The organism is Acinetobacter sp. KB005 (assembly GCF_049949095.1).
In the GTDB taxonomy this organism is placed as follows: Bacteria; Pseudomonadota; Gammaproteobacteria; order Pseudomonadales; family Moraxellaceae; genus Acinetobacter; species Acinetobacter calcoaceticus.
The window spans coordinates 2,280,258-2,302,778 of the sequence record NZ_CP188191.1 but is presented as its reverse complement, the minus strand read 5'-3'; the positions used below and the strand labels follow the sequence as shown (position 1 = coordinate 2,302,778).

Annotated in this window: 16 protein-coding genes and 1 pseudogene; 4 read left to right on the top strand and 13 right to left on the bottom strand. The window is 38.3% G+C overall.

Annotated features, from left to right (window positions below):
- Nucleotides 1-4: 4 nt before the first annotated feature.
- From ACPF64_RS11070 to ACPF64_RS11025, 10 genes and pseudogenes are all read right to left on the bottom strand, one after another.
- A complete protein-coding gene (locus ACPF64_RS11070) occupies nt 5-1,060 on the bottom strand; it encodes a hypothetical protein (protein ID WP_426453260.1) in 1,056 nt (351 codons plus the stop codon).
- Nucleotides 1,053-4,346: a type VI secretion system tip protein TssI/VgrG gene (tssI, locus tag ACPF64_RS11065; RefSeq protein ID WP_426453258.1), complete on the bottom strand. Its 3,294-nt coding sequence runs from the start codon at nt 4,344-4,346 to the stop codon at nt 1,053-1,055. Before tssI ends, ACPF64_RS11070 begins: the two co-directional genes overlap by 8 nt.
- Before the next feature lie 345 nt (nt 4,347-4,691).
- Nucleotides 4,692-5,030 (bottom strand): annotated as a pseudogene (locus ACPF64_RS11060) (hypothetical protein); the annotation flags it as partial.
- Nucleotides 5,031-5,131: 101 nt separating this feature from the next.
- Nucleotides 5,132-5,416: a hypothetical protein gene (locus ACPF64_RS11055; protein ID WP_426456136.1), complete on the bottom strand. Its 285-nt coding sequence runs from the start codon at nt 5,414-5,416 to the stop codon at nt 5,132-5,134.
- Between the two features lie 29 nt (nt 5,417-5,445).
- Nucleotides 5,446-5,634, bottom strand: a complete 189-nt coding sequence (locus ACPF64_RS11050; protein WP_426453256.1) for a hypothetical protein — start codon at nt 5,632-5,634, stop codon at nt 5,446-5,448.
- Nucleotides 5,635-5,663: 29 nt separating this feature from the next.
- Nucleotides 5,664-5,972: a hypothetical protein gene (locus ACPF64_RS11045; protein WP_426453254.1), complete on the bottom strand. Its 309-nt coding sequence runs from the start codon at nt 5,970-5,972 to the stop codon at nt 5,664-5,666.
- A gap of 148 nt (nt 5,973-6,120) precedes the next feature.
- Complete coding sequence (locus tag ACPF64_RS11040) at nt 6,121-6,426, bottom strand: hypothetical protein (protein WP_199992831.1); 306 nt, start codon at nt 6,424-6,426, stop codon at nt 6,121-6,123.
- A complete protein-coding gene (locus tag ACPF64_RS11035; protein ID WP_426453251.1) occupies nt 6,426-11,231 on the bottom strand; it encodes an RHS repeat-associated core domain-containing protein in 4,806 nt (1,601 codons plus the stop codon). The genes ACPF64_RS11040 and ACPF64_RS11035 overlap by 1 nt, the downstream gene beginning before the upstream one ends.
- A gap of 9 nt (nt 11,232-11,240) precedes the next feature.
- The gene (locus tag ACPF64_RS11030; protein ID WP_426453249.1) at nt 11,241-14,435 is read right to left on the bottom strand and encodes a type VI secretion system Vgr family protein; all 3,195 of its coding nucleotides are present in this window, start codon (nt 14,433-14,435) and stop codon (nt 11,241-11,243) included.
- Between the two features lie 106 nt (nt 14,436-14,541).
- On the bottom strand, nt 14,542-15,438 hold the full coding sequence (locus ACPF64_RS11025; RefSeq protein WP_016801988.1) for a LysR family transcriptional regulator: 897 nt from the start codon (nt 15,436-15,438) through the stop codon (nt 14,542-14,544).
- 98 nt (nt 15,439-15,536) lie between these two features.
- Between ACPF64_RS11025 and ACPF64_RS11020 the strand changes: the two genes are divergently transcribed.
- The 4 genes from ACPF64_RS11020 (at nt 15,537) to ACPF64_RS11005 (ending at nt 19,189) form a co-directional block, all read left to right on the top strand.
- Entirely contained in the window at nt 15,537-16,877 is a 1,341-nt protein-coding gene (locus ACPF64_RS11020) for an MFS transporter (protein WP_005047784.1), read from the top strand.
- Entirely contained in the window at nt 16,870-17,268 is a 399-nt protein-coding gene (locus ACPF64_RS11015; RefSeq protein ID WP_003651037.1) for a hypothetical protein, read from the top strand. Before ACPF64_RS11020 ends, ACPF64_RS11015 begins: the two co-directional genes overlap by 8 nt.
- Nucleotides 17,269-17,363: 95 nt before the next feature.
- Nucleotides 17,364-18,308, top strand: coding sequence for an ABC transporter permease (locus ACPF64_RS11010; RefSeq protein ID WP_003651036.1), 945 nt, complete (start codon nt 17,364-17,366; stop codon nt 18,306-18,308).
- Entirely contained in the window at nt 18,308-19,189 is an 882-nt protein-coding gene (locus ACPF64_RS11005; RefSeq protein ID WP_426453246.1) for an ABC transporter ATP-binding protein, read from the top strand. Before ACPF64_RS11010 ends, ACPF64_RS11005 begins: the two co-directional genes overlap by 1 nt.
- A 51-nt stretch (nt 19,190-19,240) precedes the next feature.
- Here ACPF64_RS11005 and ACPF64_RS11000 read toward each other — a convergent pair whose 3' ends face one another.
- From ACPF64_RS11000 to ACPF64_RS10990, 3 genes are read right to left on the bottom strand one after another with little or no spacing between them, the layout of a single operon-like run.
- Complete coding sequence (locus ACPF64_RS11000) at nt 19,241-20,263, bottom strand: ABC transporter substrate-binding protein (protein ID WP_426453244.1); 1,023 nt, start codon at nt 20,261-20,263, stop codon at nt 19,241-19,243.
- Nucleotides 20,260-22,071, bottom strand: a complete 1,812-nt coding sequence (gene atzF, locus ACPF64_RS10995) for an allophanate hydrolase (RefSeq protein ID WP_426453242.1) — start codon at nt 22,069-22,071, stop codon at nt 20,260-20,262. Before atzF ends, ACPF64_RS11000 begins: the two co-directional genes overlap by 4 nt.
- A gap of 12 nt (nt 22,072-22,083) precedes the next feature.
- On the bottom strand, nt 22,084-22,518 hold the full coding sequence (locus tag ACPF64_RS10990; protein WP_132071238.1) for a CopG family ribbon-helix-helix protein: 435 nt from the start codon (nt 22,516-22,518) through the stop codon (nt 22,084-22,086).
- Between the last annotated feature and the right edge of the window lie 3 nt (nt 22,519-22,521).

Genomic DNA, 22,521 nt, shown 5'->3' with positions numbered 1-22,521 from the left:
AAAGTTAATCACTTGAAAGTATATGTTCTTCATACATTCCGACACCATATTGCTCCTGTAACTCTTTATGATATTGCTGCTTCTCTTCTGGTGTCATAGTTGTCATATCCATAATTAACCCTTCCGCAACATCACCACCTGTTTTGTCGCCTGCATACCATAAGACCCCAAAACAACTCAATCCTGCAACTGCTAACCCTATTGGCCTTTTCGATCCTTTAACCATTTTAGGGCAAACTTTTCCAGCTATTCCAACTGCCACACCACTACCATACATGGATCCACCTATACTTGCGACTTTAGCAGTCCCTTCTGCAGGTTTATTCTGCTCAAAATAAATTGCCGCTTCAGCAATATCCATTCCAGTACCCCAAGTGCCAACAGCCTTACCTACATGACCAATTGCTTCTCCAACATCAACAACTTTAATATTTGAAATTCCTCCTCCTTGATATTGACGAGAAGTTGTATTAGGCTCGGGTGGATGATACATTTTCGATTGATTACCTATAGCTTGTTTTAATCCCGCCCCTGTGCTACCTAATTTTTGTTTTGCTTTTTGAATTTGTATGCTTACTAAATTCTGAGGATCAATAGCAGGCTTACTACGATTAAATTTTTTATCAAATTCTGCCTGACCTTTAGCAAAATCTTTCTTTAAAATCTCATAATCAAAAACTCTTACCTTGGAGTCTTCAATTACTGCTAAAGAATTCATTAATAAATCAGCAGCTTTCTGACCACTTTGCATTTCTGTTAATAAATCACCTTTCTTTTCATAGTCTTCTTGCTTCTGTTTATCTTGTTCTTTTTTATACTCCTTAACACTTATTTGAGTTTTATTAACTGCGTTTTTATACTTATTAAGGATACTTTCTTTGATACTTTTTTGTTCCTCTTGACTCATCTTTACAGGACCAAGAATATAGAGAGGATTCTTTTTAGGATTATGAAGTGTATCTTTTAGAATATTATTTTTCGATCTTTCAAAGGTATTTTCAGGCTTTAAAAGATAAATTGGCACACCTTTCTTACTATTTTCTTGTTTACCATTAGCCATTTTTCCATTCCTCTCTATTAATATAATTTGGTAATTTAATATAAGCTCCTTCGACCAATTTAGTGTTTACATCAATATTTTCCATTCCAGTGTTTAAGGAAATTATTTCATCTGTAGTAATAGAATACTTATCAGCAATGGTTTTTAGGCTTTCACCGTCTTTCACTATATAGCCTGCTCTTAAATACTCCCCTTTCTGTCCTTCCTCCAATAAAGCTAAATTAGTCTTCACTTTAGGACTAATAAATATATATTCTCTGCAGTTATGATGATTTACATAACATATAGGCTTGATGGTATTATCATCGAATTTCATTACCCCCATAATTGGCAAGTATTCATCTGTATATACAAATTCCACCTCACCATTTCCATCTGTAACTTCTTTCTTAATTACATTTAAAGAATTATCTAAAAGATAACATTCCATTCCAACTATAGGCTTACCTATATAATCTAAAAATTTAAAATAGAATGGATCATCTTTAGTACCACCAATATTCTTAATAAAATAATTCCAAACATCACCACCGACTAATACTTCTACTTCTTTTGGCTCAGCATCTAAAATTCTCGGGCTTCTTCCATATTTATCAATTTTATGTTCTTCAACAACCCCATCACTTCCCTTTACAGACATAGTTAAATCTGTAAATTTATTTGTTGGGAAAACTTCATAAACATCTAATTTATTGCTATATTTTTTTGTTATATTTAATTCTTTTAGTTTAGGCACTTTAACATCTACTTTTCCGCCCCCCATAAACAAATGCTGACCAGCTTTCACCTCAAGCTTACCACCCGTGACAGGGAAAATACCCGAACCATTCAGCTTAACTTGAGATCCATTTGCAGTCAGATTAATTTCAGTTGGGCTAGTAATAAAAACTGTGTCTTCGGTTGAAGTAATTTGCACGCCCTTTCGAGCAATGACATCTAAGCCATCACCTTGTGCCTGAATTTCTACTTTACCTTGACCAGCAAAAAGGCGAGCGCCTTCTTGGGCTGCAAATAGACTAATTTTTTGACTTGCATGAGCCACTATATTCTTTTGTGTACTGATATTAATGCTATCACCTGCACTTTGAGTAAGCTGACCATCTGCACTAACATAAATGTCCTCATTACTACTTACAGCAATACTTTTTGGAGATGCCAACACCATCACCGCTGATTGGAACTCAGCAGCCTTTTTTGGGTCTTCTTGTTTAAGAATTTCTAAGAAAGTCTGAATATTCTCAAGCATATCTAACGGGTCAGTTTGCTGATTTTTAGCCACTTCACTGAGTGCTTTGGCATTGTTAAGGCTGCCTTCGATTTGTTGCTTAGCTTCATTTGCGTCTAGATGTACACCTTGAGCTTGATCCTGTTTGTGGGTACTAATGAGTAAGCCACTTCCCGCTCTGAGTGCACCCCACTGATCAGTTCTGAGTTCGAAGCCTTCACCACGACCATCGCTTGTCGCGCTGTCTTTTGGATGGCTTAAGTTACCCAAGTTTAGTTGGCTTATCGCATGACTACTTTGTAGCTGGGCGCTGATTTGGCCTGTGGTGTCATCAAACCGTAGCTGGTTAAAACCTTTACCATCGACTTCTTCGGAGCGGATGCCACTGAGCTTTTTAGTGTCGGGTAGCTGACCTTTCTGATCGAGCTGAGTTGGGTGGCGTTCGGCTTCGTGAATACGCCCCACCACAAACGGACGGTCAATATTGCCGTCAAAGAAGTCGATGACTACGATCTCACCAACACGTGGCAAGAAGCGTGATCCATAACCTGCGCCCGCCCATGGAGTCAGCACATCGACCCAAGCTGAGTCAGTATCATTATCGTTACTTCCTGCACCACCATCATGATTATGGTCATCAGCTCGAGTAAACAGGAAGCGCACTTTAATACGTCCCCACTGGTCTACATGGATACTTTCGCCCTCTAATCCCACCACTCTAGCACGCTGTGGATAAGCTGCTGGTCGGTGCTCGAGCGGGTTATACTCAGGAACAGTTTTAATATTTCTGCGGGACAAAATGAGTTCATTACCTTGACGCTCAGTCTGGTCGTTTAGCCCCGATTGATTGTTTTGCAATTGGCTTTGACTAAAAAGTTGATTGATTTGTTGTTGCAAATCTTTAGGCAAATTATTTTGCAAATAGAATCTTTTACCAATAATCAGAAATTCTTTGTCTGATCCGCTATGCGTATCTATTTCTGGATGTTCATTCAATTCAAACCAATAACCGACTTGCGCATCACGTACCGTGGTTTGTGCATGGAAATATTTTGATTGAAATGCATAATAATCAGATAGATTTTGATTGAGTTTTTCTAGCTGCTGGTGACCCGATGCAGTGGCTTGGTCTTCCCCATTTAAGTCTTGCATCCAAGCAGGACTGACATGCCATGCCTGCTCCAGACTTAAACTCGCATTATCCTGATTAGCACTATGACTATGCTTTGACTGAACACTCCCCATGCCTTCTTCTTGACTTAAAGCATCAGCCTGCCAGCGTTGTACATGCACGGCTGTAGATGGCAAGCTTCGAGTTGGCACAAGGCTTGTCATACTGTCTTGTTGTTCAACAGCGCTACTGCGGTGATAACGGATATTTCTTCGGTCTAATGCTAAATATGATTCATTATTATCAATTAAACTTAATTTTTGCGGTTGAATTTCATCCGAGCTATCAGTGGCAAACAACTGAGCTTCATCAATTAACCAGTTAATGCCTTCACTACGCCAAAGTCGGGTTAAAAAATCATAATCCGTTTCGTTACTTTGCATGACAAAAGGTCTAACATCGTAGTCTTGGCTTAGGTTTTTTAAATCCAAAGTTAAGCTAGATGCGAACAATGGGCTTTTGTTCTGCCATTCTATAAATAGAATTTCAGTGATATCCCGTACACTTTTATTCATAAACACACGGCTATTACGGCGTTTATGCCATAGCATGGTCGGATCTTGTAGTTTCAATTTATACAGCGTTAATGAACCATCACTCTGCCCCTGACTGGCTTCGGTAATAATTCCTGTAGTTCTGAATAATTGCCCCTGATCAGTTACCTGATCGACTGCAACCTGACAACCAATAAATTGTTTTAATGAAATATGCGCATTAGTAGAGAGACAAAATAGATCGGCAGCCAGACCTTCATTTAACTGATGTTGCCCTTCAATACTTTGCAAAAAGACTTGAGTATTCAACGATGGATTAGAAAACTGAACATGAAGTACGCGTTTTTGCGAGCTAATACCCAAATCTTCTAGAATTCTATGTATATGAGATAACATCTTTTTTATGAAAACTTTGTCAGGATTGGCATTATTTTATAAAATACAGAAACATCTGTCTATTTTGTAAAGAAAAACTTAACCATATGAATACAAGAGTGGATGAAGATGATGAAAGTAATAAAGATATAAAACGGATTAAAAACTTACACTATTAATTCACTTTTAAAAGTTGTTAAAATTTTAGTATTCTAAGAAATTCATTTTTAATTTAAATTTATTAATAGTATCTACAATTTTTTCACTTACTAGGTAGATATAAAGTTTATCCATATCTCTAGCAATAAAAAAGTCATCTATTGCAAGATCTTTTTTTATAAAGTCATCTTCATCTAATAAATTGTTTTTTCTCTTAATATACATAGCATAAATATCTACCTCTTCATTCCTCACATAGCACTTATAGAAATCACATTCATCTTCAAGGACTTCCTTCATTTCATTAAAAAATCTTTTTGAAAACAACAAAATTCCAGAAGATGAATAATAAAAATCAGTCTCTAATATGTGACTTAATTGATCAGAAAAAATATTATCATAATCTAAATTTATTCTAGGATTTTTTAAAAATTGATTACTTAAGTCAAATTTAAAATAATCAACGATAATTTCTTGCTTCCCTTTCAAATCAAAAGAAAAATCTCTATCAATATACTCAGACGGATAAATTGTATAAAAGCTCATAAAACCAAAAAATTAGTTAAAATATTTATAAATATTTTTCAATTATACATTAATTAACAGTCAAAACTTTTAGAGTATTTGACTGTTAATTTTTTAATTACTTACAATTGAATAAAGTTTTTTTCATAAAAAATATTATTAAAAAAGCTATTAACTGAATCCCCAATTTTGCAAAAATAGTCATCATAACCACCATAAAACTTAAATGATGGATCAATAAAATATGTTAAATGCTCACTATAGCCCAATCCAATTGGTAAAAGGTCACTTCCTGCCTTTAACGAATACTCCTCAAATATCCAGACAGGATCTATACCTTCTGTTGCTTTAATAGAATTGAAATACGAAAAATCTTTTTCTTTTCCTCTATATGCCTCATGAGCTATATTTAATCCATTAAAACTTTGGACAAAAACTATAGCAGAATAAAAATTTTATATTTATCCGCTTTCCATGCTTCTATGATGTGTTCACTATCTATTTTTCTTCCTGTATACCAACCACATTTGATTAAATATTCTCCAATATTGGCATTCAAATCAAAATTGGATTCTTGCATCCATTTCTTTCCTGTTAATGCTTTGTATATTAAAGAGGTGTTCACAAACCCCAAATTAGTAACGTGTTCACTACCTAAAGATTATTAGATATAATATTTGATATATTTTCCTTTAAACTTTTTATATCCCCACACTCTTTTTCAATTATAGGTGAGTCCCAATTCATATCTTTTATCAATACAATTTTAAAAAAACCATCTACCTCTAGATCTGGATACCACCCGACATCCAACATTTTATTGTTATTAAAAGAAATTTGTAATAAATCTTCAGACAAGTCAAAAACTGTATCTTCATTTATTTCAAAATTATCATCAATCCAAGAAATGGAGTCATGACTAACAACTCCATCTTTAATATCAATATTCCACCAAATATTCATTTTCCACTATTAAGCCTAATATTTATGTAATTACTTAAACTGAAGCTTTACTTTATGTCTTTTCCAAATAATTACTTAAAAATACTCTATGATATCTAATTAATAATTTAAATTAATCATTAGATATCATAATTACATTCTTTTAAATTTACTTTCCGGCCTCCCAGAAATCTATATTCTCCAATGCTCTTTCAATATCAGACATATCATCCACACCTAGATCATTATTAAATTTACGAGATAAAACTTTTCTAACATTAGCTAACCTATCACACACATTATTATTATCTATAAAATTAGTGGTTTCTTTTGCATATTCTTCATAAGAATTAGGCAGAGTTTCAGCATAATAGGACCCAATTTTATGTAATGAAATTAATATAAACTCTATCTCTTGTAAAACACTCAAGACTTCATCACCTGTATATACCAATTTTTTGTTAGCTTCTAACATTACCTTCTCCTATTAACAACTAAATTACACGGATTAATTACATCACCTTTAATGGTAAGTTCTTCTCTATGGTAACGTGGATTCTTAACCCATTCAGTTCTACTTTCTAAAACATCAAACTCAACATAATCTCTTCCTTTACCTTGTTTAATCTGATACTTGTCTTCAGCTTCAATTTGAGATAAAGGTTTTTTATTCGCTGGCTCAACATATACTCTATTATTATCTACAGCAAGTATTTTCTGTGTAAGTTCAATTGCATTCGAACCCTTTCTATTCGTGTAGTGTCTTACACGAATCATCTTACCAATTGTACAGGTAGTATTATTATTTTCTTTTTGACTATTCCCTTTTTTAGGTGATAGACCAAAAGGATCAACCCAGCCTACTGGATTCGGTACATAAGAATACACATTAAATCCACCCAATAATCCAATCGGGTCTTTACTAATAAACCGTCCTACATATGGTGAATAATAACGATAACGGTTGTAATGAAGTCCTGTTTCCCCATCATAATACTGACCTTGGAAACGAATGTTATTACTAATAATTTCTGAATTTTCAAAGAAATCTGACTTAGCCTGTTCTACCTTACACTCACCCCAAGCTTTATATTGAGCTTTCCAGACAATGGCGCCTGTTTGGTTACTCATTTCTTGCGGTGTGCCTAAATGGTCGCAGTGATAGAACCATACATCATCAAAACCTTGGCTTTGTTTTACCGTATTCCACAATGGATCTTTATAAATACTATATGTTTTTTCTGTCCAATCTTGGGTTTGATGTAGCTCAATTGAGTGATGATACGCTGCTTGCAACAAAGGCACGAAACTATCTTTTTCGTAGAAATAGTGTTTAGTGATATCAGCACTAGATTCATACGCTAAAGTATCACCATCCCAACCATAAATAATGTTCCGCTCTTGCCCTGTATGGTGATGCTTACTTCTTTTTTGAATGCGTCGACCTAAGGCATCGTAACGATACTCTGCCGTGTATTGATTGTTTCGGCTACGAATAAGACGTCCCAATACATCCCACTCAAGATTTAAATCACCTTGTGATGATTTTTGTCGAATCAACTGTCCAAAAACATCATATTGATATTGTTGGTCAAGATATTCCTGCACGATGTTATTAACTAAGCGGTTATAACCAAGACCCTTTTCAGTGGCAGTGGGTTGTGAGGATTGCTCTTTAGTACTGTTATATCGATCTAGAATATTACTTGCCGGGTCAAAATTAAATGTCTCTTTTCCAAGCTTACTGGTTGCCTCTAATAAGCGCCCGACAGGATCATATTTATAGTGAATGGTTCCACGACGTGTATCTTTAATGAGCGTTAACTCACCTGTTTTATCGTAGTGATATAAGCGCTCAATCAATTGGTTGGTATGCTGGATAGCATTATTTTGAGTTTGGACCTGATAGCCTTTGTCATGCCCATTCAACGTTAATTGCTGAGTTAAACGTCCAACTTCATCATAACGTTGTTGTTGGCTAAGACCATTTGCATAGTGTCGCAACGTCTCTCTATGTAAATCGTCACGTTCAAAACTAACAACATCTTCACCATTTAAAGCCACGCCATAGACATGCCCACTCCCGTAAGTCAGCCAATCTACTTTCTGTCCATCTGGTCGGATGGTTGTAGTTCGATTATTTAATTCATCATAGACATGTTTCCACACCGCAGTTTTCTGAGTCACAACATCTTGATGATGTTCTTTAACTAAATTGCCTGCTGCATCATAAAACCATTGCAAGTTAGTTTCGGCATTTTTAGCCTGAACTAGATTACCTAAGCCATCATAAGCAAATTCTTCTGTTTGCTTTTCTTCAAGCTCTTGTCCTTGGTAGCCATATCCTGCTGTACGTTGTTCTAAACGTCCCATGCTGTCAAAAATAAATTGCTGAATACGGTCTTTAGGCGCAGCACGATCTTTGAAATCTTGACCATAGGCAGAAGCGACCTCAATGCTACTAGTTAAACGACCATTATATTCATCATACGTATAAGCAGTTTCTTTGCCATCAAAATCAATTTCTTTTACTAATCGACCCGCAACATCATAAATAAATTCATAACTTGCGCCATTTTCATTAATTAAACGTTTTAAACGACTTAAACGGTCCCATTGATATTTTAAAGTTTGATTTAATGGGTCAATACGCTTAGTAATTAAACCAGCTGCATCATATTCATAACGTGTCTGCTGCCCTTTTGGGTCAATGTGAACTAATAAACGACCTTCTGCATCATGAATAAAATGCTCTTCAGCCCCATCAGCATGTTTGATTTTTTCAAGTTGTCCAAAAGCATTCAGTGGTAAACCTTTTGCTAGAGGCAGCCTTGGTTCAGCAGTTAATTCTGTATAGAAATATTCAACTTTTTGCTTTAAAGCATTTTCAATAAATTTGACGCGCCCGCGATCATCATAGTGCCAGTGAGTTTCTTTACCAGAACAATCCGTATACGTAACCAAGTTGCCTTTATCATCATATTTAAGTGTCTTCTTACCGCCTTTAGCATCTTTAATGGAAGTTACCAATCCCATCGCATTATAGGTATAGGCTGTTTCATGCTTCAGCGGATCAATTTCTTTAATTATATTTCCTGAAGCATCGTATTCTTTAAACCAACGCCCCTGTTCAGCGTCAACAAAACCGGTCAGATTATCTTTTTCGTCATATTCATAATAGAAGGTTGAGCCATCGGCCTGAACCAGACTTAAGACATTACCGCGTTCGTCATAGGTATATGATGTTTCAGTTCCATCTGTGGCAATATGCGATGTTATATTTTTTGCTTGGTCTCTAAAGAACCATTCTTGCAAATTATCTGGATAAATAATTCGATAGGTATAACCCGTAATACCATAATAGTATTCAGTCACATTACCATCGATATCCATGACTGAAGTTACTCGAACGTTTTCATCCCAATCTAATTTAGTAGCGGAACTATAGTCATCAGCCCATTCTTCAATCGCTTTTGAGCTAGGTAAAACGCCATCCCACTTTAAGTTCATTCCTCTTTGAGTAAGATCAGTATAACGAGTCAATAAGTGAGCTTGGTATTGATATTCATAAGAAGCAGCAAACTCATTGGTCGCCTTAATTAAATCGCCTTGCTCGTTATATTGATATGCTGATAGTTGTCTAATGAGTTGACTATCTTCAACCAACCAAGCTGCAACAACTTTCTGCACATCATTAATTTGTAATGCAACATGCGCCAGTGTTTGTTGTTGCTGTTTAAATATAATGTCGGATAAATAGCTATCACCATTTTCTAATTCATGGTCATAACGCAGCCCAATACTAAATCCATTTTGACGTTCAATGGAGACTAAACGAAACTCATTTTTATATTTTTGATAGAAGTGAGTTTCTGAAGCTCCATATGAAATAGATCTAATTTCAGATGAGACAACTGTATAAGTAAAAGTTTCAACTTCGTCATAGTAACTCTGTCCAACTTTTAGATCTGGTAAGCGAACTGGACGACCATCACCCCCAATATACTCCCAGCCCTCTTGTTCAATCGGTTCTTTGGGTTCATGAACGTTGTAACTAGAACAATGAACAATTTTGGTTGTAAAAGGTGTAATCCACCTCGCTCCGAAAATCGATTGATCATACTGATATAAGTTTGATACATACGTTCTCGAAAATTGCTCTATCAATAATGGATGAATTTGTGCATCGGTATGGTTTAAAAATTCAGTACCCATGGCAAAGGTAATCGATCGTTTAGTCGCACCCCCTTTACAGTTTTTACATGCATTCGCATTATGAGTCGCTGCATGTTCAGTATTCGCCTTTTCTAATTTATTATTTTTCTTGTCATGTCTGACTTGTGTAGTCTGAGTTGGCTTAACTTGGCCTGAGGCTTTTTTTCTAAATCTAGCATTACTTAAACGTAATATTTCAAATAGCCACCCAATTGTTTGTGGCTGTGCTGTATTTCCCAAGCCTTTAATTTTAGTATTGGCAGTAATACCAATTTTATTAATCGTTGCACCTACATTTAATATCGGCTGCTTTAGATGTGCAGGAACTAAAGAAGTAACAACTTTAGCATTGGAGTTTGCTCCTGTTTTAATCAGAGCTTTTCCCAAGTTTTCGGTCATGTAAACCAAGTTTTTTCCAGCTCGTGTTAAGTCACCACTTTTTATTCCTTTAATAACACCAGCAGCTTGCTGTTGAGCTCGGTTTGCATTTGACCCCGCATTTGTAAATACTTGGCCTTTTGTTACAACTCGAACAATACCACCATTAATTTGTGTTGTGGCATTTTGAACGGTTCCACCACAAGTGGCTAAAATTGAATTTAACTGTTGTAGGCCTGTTTTACAGAATTTATCAATTTGTCCAGCAACCTGATCATTTAAATGGTTGGAGATCACTACGATAACTGCTTCTCCTAAAGCAGCTTTACCCACACGTTTAACTTCTTGACGGACTAGAAACAGGGCTGGACGAGCAGACATACGAATTGCTGTTGTTCCTGGTACAGGTGCAATCCCAATAAGGTCAATACCCATTGTGGACCAATCCATAATATCGGCATTTTGAAAACCTTTATCGTAGATATAGCAAATGTCGGAAACCACATCGATAGCAGCCATCACATTTCCAATAATTGGAACTGTCCCCATTACACTGGCTAGCAAGTCTAATGTCACAATTTTATGCGTATGACTTTTTAACCAATCATCTATTTTTTGTTTTGAATGACTAACATCTTTAATAGCAACTTCTGTTAATGGCTTAACAACTTCTGTTTTTCCAGACATTTTCTTTCTCTATGAATTCTTTTTAAAAGGACTTTGCAAATATTGAGGAAGCGGGTTAGCCAGCAAACTACCGCTATCAACAGAACTTAATTTGCTGAAGTCATTTATTTTCTGAATTGATGCAAGATCAATATTGTTCCCTATTTTTTTACCTACTTCTGAAATAGGTAAAAAGCTTTTCACTTGATCAGTCACTAATCCCTGCGCTTCTGTTTTTAATAACGGCATTAAAGCCTTTGCTCCTTCAGATTTTATGCTTTGTGCAGTTTGAATATTTTTCATAATATTCGCAGGATTGGTTAATTGTTTAGATAATTCACCAAGTTTGGACTGGGCTGTTTTACTCATTTGTGCAATTAAGGAATCTGATTGCTCATTATCCGCATCATTCTTATTTGGCCACTCAACTGGACGTTTAAAGTCACTTGCTGCATCCCAAGGATCACGGTGATCTGGTTCAAAGAAGACTTTTACTGCACCTGTTGCTAAGCCAGAAACTCTTGCGAATCCTTTATCATCCAACTTGCCAGTGACTTCTTTTCCTAAGTTGTCGACAACTGTATAACTTCCACCTTTAACAAACTCACCATGCGCATAATCATGGATGAGCTCTAAAGTTCCTGGGCTACGTTTTGGCGGAGGCGGTAGTGAAGAACTGAAATTCGCACTTCCTCCCCCCATAAATAAATGCTGCCCAGCCTTCACCTCAAACTTACCACCAGTAACAGGGAAAATTCCCGAGCCATTAATCTTGAGTTGAGATCCGCCCGCCGTGATAACAATTTCTTTAGAAGCACTAATTTCAATTTTATCTTCTGTAGAAATAATCTGAACCGCTTTACGGGCAATTAAATCTGCTCCATCGCCCTGCGCTTGTATCTCGACCTTGCCTTTGCCTGCGTATAGTCTTGCCCCTTCTTGAGCTGCAAAAAGACTGATCTTGTTTTGGGCATGTGCAATCAGGTTCTTTTGGGTGGTTAGGTTAATGCTGTCTCCAGCAGTTTGGCTTAACTGAGCATCTGCGCTTAAGTGAATGTCTTCGTTACTGGCTATGGCAATACTGTTAGGTGCAGTTAATATCATCAAGGCTTGCTTAAAAGCAGCAGCTTTGTCTTGATCCTTTTCTTCAATTTGCTCTATGAAGGTTTTTAAGTTCTCAAGCACTTCCAATGGATCAGTTTGCTGATTTTTAGCAACTTCACTGAGGGCCTTGGCATTGTTAAGGCCACCGTCTATTTGTTTTTTAGCGTCGGTTGCGTCTAGATGTACGCCTTGGGCTTGGTCCTGTTTATGGGTACTAACTAGTAAGCCACTGCCAGCTCGCACCGCTCCCCACTGGTCTGTTCTAAGTTCGAAACCTTCACCACGACCGTCACTTTCGGCTTTGTCTTTTGGATGGCTTAAGTTACCCAAGTTGAGTTGGCTTGCCGCATGACTGCTTTGCAGCTGAGCACTGATTTGCCCTGTGGTGTCATCAAAGCGTAGCTGGTTAAAGCCCTTACCATCAACTTCTTCGGAGCGAATACCGCTGAGTTTTTTGGTATCAGGTAGCTGGCCTTTCTGGTCAAACTGAGTTGGGTGACGTTCAGCTTCGTGAATACGGCCCACCACAAATGGTCGATCAATGTTACCGTCAAAGAAATCGATGACAACGATCTCACCGACACGTGGCAAGAAACGGGCACCATAACCCGCACCTGCCCACGGGGTGAGTACATCGACCCAAGCGGAGTCGGTGTCATTATCGTTACTTCCTGCTCCACCATCATGGCTATGGTCATCAGCTCGGGTAAAAAGGAAGCGGACTTTAATGCGTCCCCACTGGTCTACATGAATGCTTTCGCCTTCCAGTCCCACCACTCTAGCTCGCTGCGGGTAAGCGGCTGGTCGGTGTTCTAGCGGGTGATATTCAGGCACAGCTTTAATATTGCGTCGAACGACATTCAGCTCAGCAAAGTGGCGCTGCTCAGGATTTTGCGTGTCGAGTTGGGCTGCCTTGAGCTTGTCTTTTGGTAATAGTCGCTCAAGTTGCTGCTGTAATTCTTTCGGTAAATTATTTTGGTTATAGTAGTGCTTGCTTAAGATTAAAAATTCTTTATCAGCACTGTCGTGTCGTTCAAGTTCAGGGTGGTCATTCAGCTCAAACCAGTAACCCACTTGTGCATCGCGGACGTTGCCTGAAACGGTAAACTGTTTAGAACTCAGGTGATGGTAAGCATTAATGTGCTGGTTCAGCTGTTCAATCTGACTATTACCAGAAGCTGTGGCTTGATCTTCACCTTTTAAGTCCTGCATCCACGCGGGGCTAACATGCCATGCATCTTCAAGGTTTAGGCTCGCATTATCATAGTGTTCACTATGTTGCTGCGTGCCCTGTACGCTGCCACTGCCTTCTTCTTGTTGTAAGGCGTCGGCTTGCCAACGTTGCACATGAACAGACGTTGGCTGTAAACGACGCTCAGCTTTGACTTGGGTAATAGTATCGAACTGTTCTGTGGCACTGCTGCGTTGGTAACGTAGGCTACGGCGCTCAAGAGCCTGATAATTTTGGTTATCGTCAATTAAACGCAGTACTTGTGGCTGAATGGACGCATTCGGGTCGGCTACTAAAAGCTGTGATTCATCAACCAACCAGTTAATGCCTTCGCTACGCCACAAACGGGTTAAAAAGTCATAGTCGCTTTCGTTTGACTGCATCACAAATGGACGCACATCGTAGTCTTTAGTTAACCCAGCCGTATCGAGCGTTAAGCTTGAGGCAAATAGCGGGCTTTTACCCTGCCATTCTTTAAACAGAATTTCGCTAATATCACGAACGCTTTTATTCATAAACACGCGGCTATTACGACGTTTATGCCAAAGTGCAGTTGGGTCTTTTAAGGTGAGGTTATAAATGGTCAGTGAGCCGTCGCTTTGACCTTGGCTCGCTTCAGTAATAATGCCTGTTGTTCTAAAGAACTGGCCCATGTCAGTGACCTGATCGACAGCAATCTGACAGCCAATAAATTGTTTTAATGCGATGTGTGCGTTCGTCGACAGACACAGTAGCTCAGCAACGCTGCCCTGATTAAGCGTATGTTCGCCTTCAATGCGTTGCAAGAAGACTTGATTGTTTAATGATGGGTTGGAAAATTGCACATGAAGTACACGATTCTGTGCAACCAAACCTAAACTATCTAAAATTTGAAATATTTTATTGGACATCGTTATTATAAAACTGAGTCATAATCAGCGCTATTTTATAAAAAACAGACAGAATTGTCTATTTATATAAAATAACTTATCGTCCATAACTTACATACTTTTTAGTTTATCTAAAAGAAAGACGGGCCACCAAAAAGTCTATAAATGCTCGAGTTTTGGCCGGTAAATTAGAAGTATTAGGATAAAGTAATTGAATATTTTGTAACGGTAATGAGAAGTCAGGAAATAACCGAATTAACCGGTTTTGTTGAATATCTTCATCAACTAACCATGCTGGGCAAATCGCAATACCTAATGATGACAGCGCCATTTGATGAATTGCGGTTACTGAATTTGATTCATACTGACTTCGAATAAAAGGTAATGAATATTGCTCCCCTAAACTATTTTGCAAAATATATTGTGAATCTTGCCAATTTAATAAGGTGTGTCCAATCCAAGGAACATCTGCCAAATCGGATATATTTTCTACAGGATGTTTTTGTATAAATTGCGGTGTAGCAACAATGTAAATTGGATATTCCCCAATTTTTCGAGTTTTTAGAGATGAGTTTTTTAAATTTCCTAGCCGTATAACAAGATCTAATTTTTCAGTGACTAAATCATCGAGAGATGAATTAAACGAATATTGTAAGCGTAAATGTGGGTAAAGCCGACAAAACTCAGGAAGTAAAGGCAAAATAAAGCGTTGACCAAATTCATTGGTTGATGAAAAACGTAAAGTGCCTGTAATGCTTGCGCCTAAATGTTGGCTTCGCTCAAATGCGTCATCAATCTGAAGTTGGATTTGTTTGAAGTCCTCATAAAAATGCTGGCCTATTTCAGTTAATGCAATATTACGAGTGTTTCGAATTAAGAGACTTGTATTTAACTGCTTTTCTAATTGTTTTATATCAATACTGACCATTGATCGGCTCAGTCCCAAAATTTCGGCAGCCTTAGTAAAAGATCCGGAATCGACAACTTGTAAAAAACTAGTAATTTGCTTGAGATTTTTTTGCACAATTCAGCCGATTGTTTGAAATTATTAAACAATGATTTTACTTCTCCTGCATCGACAATAAAAGAGCCGAATCTTACCCTGCCTGCACGGAGGTAGGTATGTCTTATCGATATAAAATAGCAACGGTGTTTTTACTTGGGTTCTTTATTGATTGCATTAACATTTTTATGTCAGCAATTGCTTTACCTAATATTGCATCATCATTTTCAGTCAGCCAATCCATGGTCGCTTGGGTAACAAATGCCTATATTCTCGGCCTCATTTTAATCATGCCGATGAGTTTATGGTTAGCCACCAAGTTAGGGAACCAAAAGTTATTGTGTTATTCGATGCTGTTATTTTCTATAAGCATTTGCTTTATTGGATTTAGCGAATCGATTTATAGCTTAATCTTTTGGCGATTTATTCAAGGTATCGCTGGAGGTTTATTAATTCCAGTCGGCCAAGCACTCGTATATGCCTTATTCCCCAATCAAGAACGCCAACGCATTTCTACAATGATTATGGCAATTGCACTGATTGCACCAGCTTTTTCACCTGCCCTTGGTGGTGTAATTATTGATTCATTGAATTGGCGATGGGTATTTTTTTCTAATCTTCCATTTTCTTTGCTTGCCTCATTTTTAGCATGGCTATGGGTTAAAAAAACAGAGAATGTGTCGAGTGAAAAACCAGACATAAAAGGCTTGGTTATTTTTAATATAAGCCTGTTATGTTTGTTACTCTCATTTTCATTCTATGGGGATTATCACAATCTCACGTTGGCTGTAAGCAGTTTGCTAATTTCGGTGGGAATGCTGATTTTTTACATTCAACATTCGAAAAAAATCGATCATCCTATTCTCAATCTACAGTTATTAAAAAATAAAAATTTACGCAATGCATTTATTATTTATTACGCTGTTCCTGGTATTTTTACAGGTGTTAATTTACTCAATATTTTTAATTTACAGGTTAACCTTGGCTTTAACGCAAAACAAACTGGCTCATTCATGTTGCTCTATGCAGCAGGTGCGCTAGTGGCAATGATCAGCGGTGGCCTACTCTATCAACGGTTAGGAAAGAAATATTTACTTATTATTGGCGTTACCCTTCATAGCCTTGGTATCTTTTTCTTATTTTTTATTTCAAACACTAGTCCAATCAGCTTGTTAGTATTCGCCTATTTAGTGATGGGTATGGGAGGCGGCTTAAGCGCCAATATTGCCCAAATTAGTTCGTTAATTGATTTTACGGGTCAAGATTTACTACAAGGCAGTGTACTCTGGAACATCAATCGACAAGTTTCATTTAGTGTCGGTACTGTTGTTCTCATTTCGATTTATAACCTTATGTCTGGCTCAACTGATCTCATTCGTTATCAACATACTTTTTTAATTGCAGCAGTCCTCTGCTTACTTTCACTCATTCCCATTTTAAAGGAGAAAGCACATGTCTAACCAAATGGATCAGGCCATTCAAAGCGTGATTGACCTACACGTTTTGATCGAAAATGTATTTACAGGAAAAAATGCACAGCAAAGTCTGAGCCCGCTTTTAGATAGCTTTGATCAAAATTTTAAGATGGTAACGGTTCAAGGTCACTCCATTGGTTTCGCCGAAGTGAATAGTTTATTTAGTCAAAATATTGGAAAAAAGCCTTCTTTAAAAATCGACATTATTAAGAGTACAGCTTTATACGAATTTGAAAATTATTGTTGGGTGCAATATCAAGAACATCAACAAACGAGTGAAACCGAAACAGTACGTACGTCCACTGCCTGCATTAAAGTAGAAGACGAAAAATGTTATTGGGTGTATTTACATGAAACTTTAGTTCCCTCGTCTTAATTCATCTAGAGCACCTTAAAGATGGCACCTATTTTGCTTAACAGTATTACGTTTTATGAAAATCGTAATACTGATCAAAATGGGGAGCTCTCGATATGGGTTATGTTGCAAAGGAATTTACGCGAAAGAACAAGCTGATTCTCAGTATTTGTTCTTTCGTTATTCCAATATGTCTTTGGTGCGCAATCAGTTACTTACCTTTTGTTTGGCATCCTCAAGTACAAATCACGAGTTCGGGAAGTGTTTCTTACTTACAAGTAGGAAGTCACATTGATAAAAATGTGTTCTATCTCGAAGCACAGAATGCAGTCAATCGAAATTCTGCACCACCACAAGGTATTTTAGTTAATCCGATTTATTTACCCGCTCCTCATGAAGTAGCTCAAGCTTTGGTGACTGCATTTACTACGCCACCCGAACAACCTGATTCGCCGTGGTTTCATCAAAGTTTATGGCACAGTATTAAACTGGTATTTTCAGCTTTTTTCATATCTTCGCTTATTGGAATTCCATTAGGTATTTTATGTGGTTTTTCTAAGCGCATATCACTGTTAACAGAGCCGTTTGTGGAGTTTTTCCGTTACTTGCCTGCTCCAGCGTTTGGTGCACTTGCAGTGGCAATTTTAGGTATTAATGATGCGCCTAAAATCGCAATTATTGTGATTGGTACACTTTTTCAGCAAATTCTCATTATTGCCAATACCACCCGAATGGTAGATCGAAGCTTAATTGAAGCTGGCTATACCCTTGGCACCAATAAGCTCAAAAGTTTATTCCATGTAGTGATTCCTGCTGCCTTACCTGATATTTATCGTGACTTACGTGTGCTATTGGGCTGGGCTTGGACCTATTTAATTGTTTCAGAGTTGATTGGTACAACCTCTGGTATTACTTGGTTTATTACCCAACAGGCACGCTATCAAAACTTTGACAATGTCTATGCAGCCATTCTGATTATTGGGGTAATTGGTCTGGTATGTGATTGGGTATTAATGAAGTTAGGTGAGCGGATGTTCACTTGGAAAGTAGGAGCAAAATAATGAATGATTCAACATTTAACACGCATGAATACTTTCAAAAAATTTATGAACGTCCTGTTATTTTAGAAGCTAAACAGCTCAGCCAAGTCTTTAAACATGGTCAAACCGAACGTACGGTTTTAAATAAACTCGATTTAAAAATTCACAAAAGAGAATTTATTTGTGTGATTGGTCCTTCTGGTTGTGGTAAATCGACGCTGAGCCGTGTCATTGCGGGTTTAGACCCATATCATAGTGGCGAAGTTTTAGTAGACGGCGAATGCATTACGGGCCCATGCCCTGAACGCGGCATGGTGTTTCAGGGTTATACCCTTTTCCCTTGGAAAACAGTAAAAGAAAACGTGATGTTTGGCCCGCAAATGCGCGGCGCCAGTCAAATGACAGCAGAAGCTCAAGCCCGTGAATGGATCAATATTATTGGTTTAGAAAAATATGAGAATCAGTATCCACATCAACTTTCTGGTGGCATGAAACAGCGCGTTGCAATTGCGAGAGCCTTGGTCAATCAACCTAAAATTTTACTTATGGATGAACCTTTTGGTGCGCTCGACCCTCACACTCGCCAAAAAATGCAAAAACACTTAATGGATTTATGGCAGAACATTGATATCACCATTATTTTTGTGACCCATGACATGGATGAAGCCATTTTACTGGCAGACCGAATTGTGGCACTCAAAGCCAACCCAGGTGAAATTAAGGAAATTATTGAAGTTAATTTACCGCGCCCACGTTCACTGGAATTAATGACTACCCCTGAGTTTAAACAGCTCCGTTCACGAGTTGATTATCTGGTACACGCCGAAGAGGACGAGCTTGACCCAGCTTTACAAGATTTACCAAAAATACCGCGTATGACTCAGGTCAGTACAGAGAAATAAGTAAGACATTAAAAAGCCCAAGCTGAACTTGGGCTTTTTAATTTATTGGGCTTATTTAAGTTGTTCTATCAGTGTTGGATAAATCAGCCCATCTACATTTTGTTCAGTTTTATAAATACCGTTTTCAACGTTAAATTTATTGACGTGATAGGTCGAGCCATAAATCGAGTCAAAGCCTTGAGATTTAGCAAATACCTTTTTATTGGCATTGATATCTAATAGATGCGTTCCGCTGACCATCGACTCATATTGTTTTGGATCAACCCCTGAACGGTTTGCCATGATTTTAACCGCATCGGCATGGGTTGCAGGGTCATTAATATATTTAACTGTTTTGTCCCACACTTGAATGATTTTTTTCCATTCTTCTTGATGGACCGTTAAATGGCTCATATTGACGGTCAAGGTGTCATAAATTAAACCTGGCTTGTCTTTAGAGGTATAGATAATTTTAGAACCTGCCACTGCTTTTAATGCCTGACCCGCAACAGGTTGCCAAACAGCAATCGCAGAAATATCTGGACTATTAAACACTTGAGGTAATTGGTTGGTTGCTGAATTTACTAGCTTCACCTCACTCGCTTTAATGTTATGGTCGGTCAAAGCAGTTGCTAGCAAAAGATGGTCAACCAAGCCTTTTTCGACACCAATTGATTTTCCTTTTAAGTCTTGAATGGTATTAATGCCCTCTTTGGCAATAATGACATCATTACCCGCAGAATAATCTGTTGCCAAAATCATCATGCCTTGCGTACCGCCCGAAGCGGTTACCAAGTTATCGCCATTGGTGACCAAAACGGCATCAAGCTGATTTGCTGAAAAGGCCGAAAGAGAAGCCGAATAATCAAACCATTTAAATTCTACATTTAACCCTGCTTCTTTTAACCAACCTTTTTCAATAGCCACTTGCCAAGCCACCCAGCCCGGCCAATCACTATAGCCAATGGTAATTGGTTTTGTATTTGTGGCTGCCTGAGCATCTTGTTTAGCCTCGGGCACTTTAGCTGTATTGTCACACCCACCCAATACAACTGCCGATAAAATAGATACGGATAAAAACGCTTTTTTAATCATATAGAAACTTCCCCAACATTTTTACTAACAACACTTTGAGCGGTTTGATTGAGTGACTGTATATAGGCTCGCCAGCCTCCAAAATGGCTAATATCGGTTGCATTTTGAATGGCATAAGCTTCGCAAATAAAGCCTTTGACCCATGTTCCATCTTTTAATTTAAGGTTCCCAATACCAAGCGGTGCAGGCACTTCAGCCACAATGGCTCCAAAATTTGCTAATGGAACATCCCAAACTTCAACTTCAATAGAAGTACCTGTCGCATCACATTGCAGCCCCGGTTTTGGTGGCGTGGTATTTTTTAGGGCAAAGAGTTTATAGGCTTCTGCTGTCTGGGTTTTCTTGAGTAAAGTGGCATTGCGGCTAGTCAGCTGAAAATTAAGCGGCATGCCTGTTAAGTGCGCTCCAACGACAGCAAGCTGCACTGAATGATTCGACTGGATGGTTATACCTTTTTGATAATGTTGAGTTGATTTACCCAAACTCAGCGGTGTTTCGGTTTGCCAGAGCTGTGCAAAATTTGCCAGTGCCTGATCGTGCCAAGCTGGTGCAATAAAGGTTACGCCACTTGGTAAACCATCCTCACGCAGTACATTTGGTAAGGCCAGTGCAGAAAGATCTGCAAAATTGACAAAGTTGGTATAGGCCCCCATGTGCGCGTTTTTAGTCAACGGGTCGGCTTCAACTTCGACAATGGTATAAATGGTTGGTGCTGTTGGGACCATCAATGCATCAAAAGGCTGTAACGCCAAATTAATTTTTCGCGCCAGTACAGCGCGGTTATATTCAGCTTGAAGTGCATCTGTTGCTTTGAATTTATCTGCCTGAGAAATAATCTGGGCAATAACCGGATGGGCTTTGTCACGTGTTGTTATGCGTTCAACGGCGACCGTTCTTTCCGCTACCCATGCATCGTTATACAATGCAGCAGCAAGCTCATTAAACGCGCTGAAATCTATACTCTCAACTTCATAACCGAGTTTTTTAATGCGCTCAATTGCAACTAAAAAGGCTTTTTCAGATTCAAAATCACCATAAAACTCAAGCTGGGCAGGAATAGCTATTTTTCGTTTAGAAAACTGAGTTGGTACATTGGCTGGATGTGCTCGTGAATATTCGTCCGTTTCATCATAGCCTTGCATTAAATTGGCAACGGCCCAAGCGTCATCAATATGCAGTGCAAAAATAGAAATGACATCAATGGTCCGACAGGCAGGAATTAAACCTGTGGTAGAGAACCAGCCTTTCGTCGGTTTAAGGCCCACAATATTGTTATGACCAGCAGGTACACGGCCTGAACCTGCGGTATCTGTTCCCAAACTAAAAGGCACAATACCGTTAGCAACTACTACCGATGAACCGGAGCTTGAACCGCCGCTAATATATTCGGGCTTAAAACTATTTTTTACTGCACCATAGGGAGAACGAACCCCGACCAGTCCAGTCGCAAACTGATCGAGGTTGGTTTTGCCCACCACAATCGCACCTGCTTTTTTCAACTTGGCAACTACAGTGGCATCTTGCTTAGCTAAATATTGAACCTCTTTACAGGCAGCAGTCGTGTGAAAGCCAGCGACATCAATATTGTCTTTAACTGCAAATGGCACACCGTACAGCGGTAAATCAGCAATATTCTGGTCTTTTAAAACATCAATTTGCGATTGAATTTGCTCGTTCGATGCAATTTCAATCCATGCATGGTCATCATTTTTAATTTCTGCAACATAAGCAATCAGACTTTCAATATGGATTTGTCCAGTTTGATATGCTGTTTTCCAGTCTTGGATGGTCCATAAATTTTTCAACACGCTACTCCTCATTTAGTCATTTTGCTGTATAGGCGGCATGACGGCATCCATCAGTTCTAAATGCCCTTTAATCACCCCTTTCAGCACAATAAATTGCTGGCTAATTTGTCTGAGTTCAGAGCTCGCACCCTGCATTAACATGACTTGCAATATCTTTTGTTGGTCAAGCTGGATATGAAGTGAGCTAATCACCTGTGCTAAAAACTGCTGTTGTAAATCAACCAATTGATTGCGTAGGGTCATTTGGCTAGCGTCATAAAGCAGCGTTAATGTGCCCACCATGACTTCATTGGCCTGTGCTTGCTCCGCAATCAGGTGTTTATTAATCATGTCGACAATGGCTTGCGAGCGACTTTCATAGCTCTGCTCGACAATTTTCTGATCGAGTGCGTTGAGTGTCGTTTCAGGCACGGTAATACTGATTCGAGCTAACTTTTGTTTTGCCACAGT

Excerpts from the sequence above, each read along its gene's own strand:
- ACPF64_RS11070 (WP_426453260.1), bottom strand. The coding sequence starts at position 1,060 with ATGGCTAATGGTAAACAAGAAAATAGTAAGAAAGGTGTGCCAATTTAT.
- tssI (WP_426453258.1), bottom strand. The coding sequence starts at position 4,346 with ATGTTATCTCATATACATAGAATTCTAGAAGATTTGGGTATTAGCTCG.
- ACPF64_RS11045 (WP_426453254.1), bottom strand. The coding sequence starts at position 5,972 with ATGAATATTTGGTGGAATATTGATATTAAAGATGGAGTTGTTAGTCAT.
- ACPF64_RS11040 (WP_199992831.1), bottom strand. The coding sequence starts at position 6,426 with ATGTTAGAAGCTAACAAAAAATTGGTATATACAGGTGATGAAGTCTTG.
- ACPF64_RS11035 (WP_426453251.1), bottom strand. The coding sequence starts at position 11,231 with ATGTCTGGAAAAACAGAAGTTGTTAAGCCATTAACAGAAGTTGCTATT.
- ACPF64_RS11030 (WP_426453249.1), bottom strand. The coding sequence starts at position 14,435 with ATGTCCAATAAAATATTTCAAATTTTAGATAGTTTAGGTTTGGTTGCA.
- ACPF64_RS11020 (WP_005047784.1), top strand. The coding sequence starts at position 15,537 with ATGTCTTATCGATATAAAATAGCAACGGTGTTTTTACTTGGGTTCTTT.
- ACPF64_RS11015 (WP_003651037.1), top strand. The coding sequence starts at position 16,870 with ATGTCTAACCAAATGGATCAGGCCATTCAAAGCGTGATTGACCTACAC.
- ACPF64_RS11010 (WP_003651036.1), top strand. The coding sequence starts at position 17,364 with ATGGGTTATGTTGCAAAGGAATTTACGCGAAAGAACAAGCTGATTCTC.
- ACPF64_RS11005 (WP_426453246.1), top strand. The coding sequence starts at position 18,308 with ATGAATGATTCAACATTTAACACGCATGAATACTTTCAAAAAATTTAT.
- ACPF64_RS11000 (WP_426453244.1), bottom strand. The coding sequence starts at position 20,263 with ATGATTAAAAAAGCGTTTTTATCCGTATCTATTTTATCGGCAGTTGTA.